Below are 493 nucleotides of genomic sequence, written 5' to 3'. Positions count from 1 at the left end.
GCTCCGAATTGGGCATGGTGAAAGCCAACGAGATTTACGTGCAAGTGGCCCGCTGAGCGGGCTCTGATGGCCGCATGAAAATTGCCATCCTGGGCGCGGAATGCAGTGGCAAGTCCACGCTGAGCCAGGCGCTTCTCGCACCGCTGGCCACCTTTTACCCTGAAGTCACCGTCATTGACGAGTACCTGCGCACCTGGTGCAACGCGCATGGTCGCCCACCCCAGGCGCATGAGCAGGCCCATGTGGCCCATATCCAAGCACAACGTATCCAGCAAGCCACGGCAGCGTGCGTGGTCGTCGATACGACTCCCCTGATCACCGCGGTCTACAGCGATGTGTTGTTCAACGACCCCACGCTATACCCCGAAGCCATTGCCTTTCAGCGCACACTGGACGCGACCCTGGTCATGGGACTGGATGTGGCATGGGTGGCGGATGGGATACAGCGCGATGGCCTCGCCATTCGGCAACGCATGGATGCGCGTTTGCGCGA

General features: G+C 61.3%; 1 protein-coding gene. It reads left to right on the top strand.

All coding sequences use genetic code 11. From position 1 onward, the window contains the following. Positions 1 to 74 precede the first annotated feature (74 nt). Positions 75 to 493: AAA family ATPase (locus AC1D1Y_RS26270; RefSeq protein ID WP_477684931.1), on the top strand; the 419-nt coding region annotated here is incomplete at its 3' end.

It is taken from the genome of Polaromonas sp. P1_G1 (genome assembly GCF_056405595.1).
This window is presented reverse-complemented; position numbering and strand designations above follow the sequence as displayed.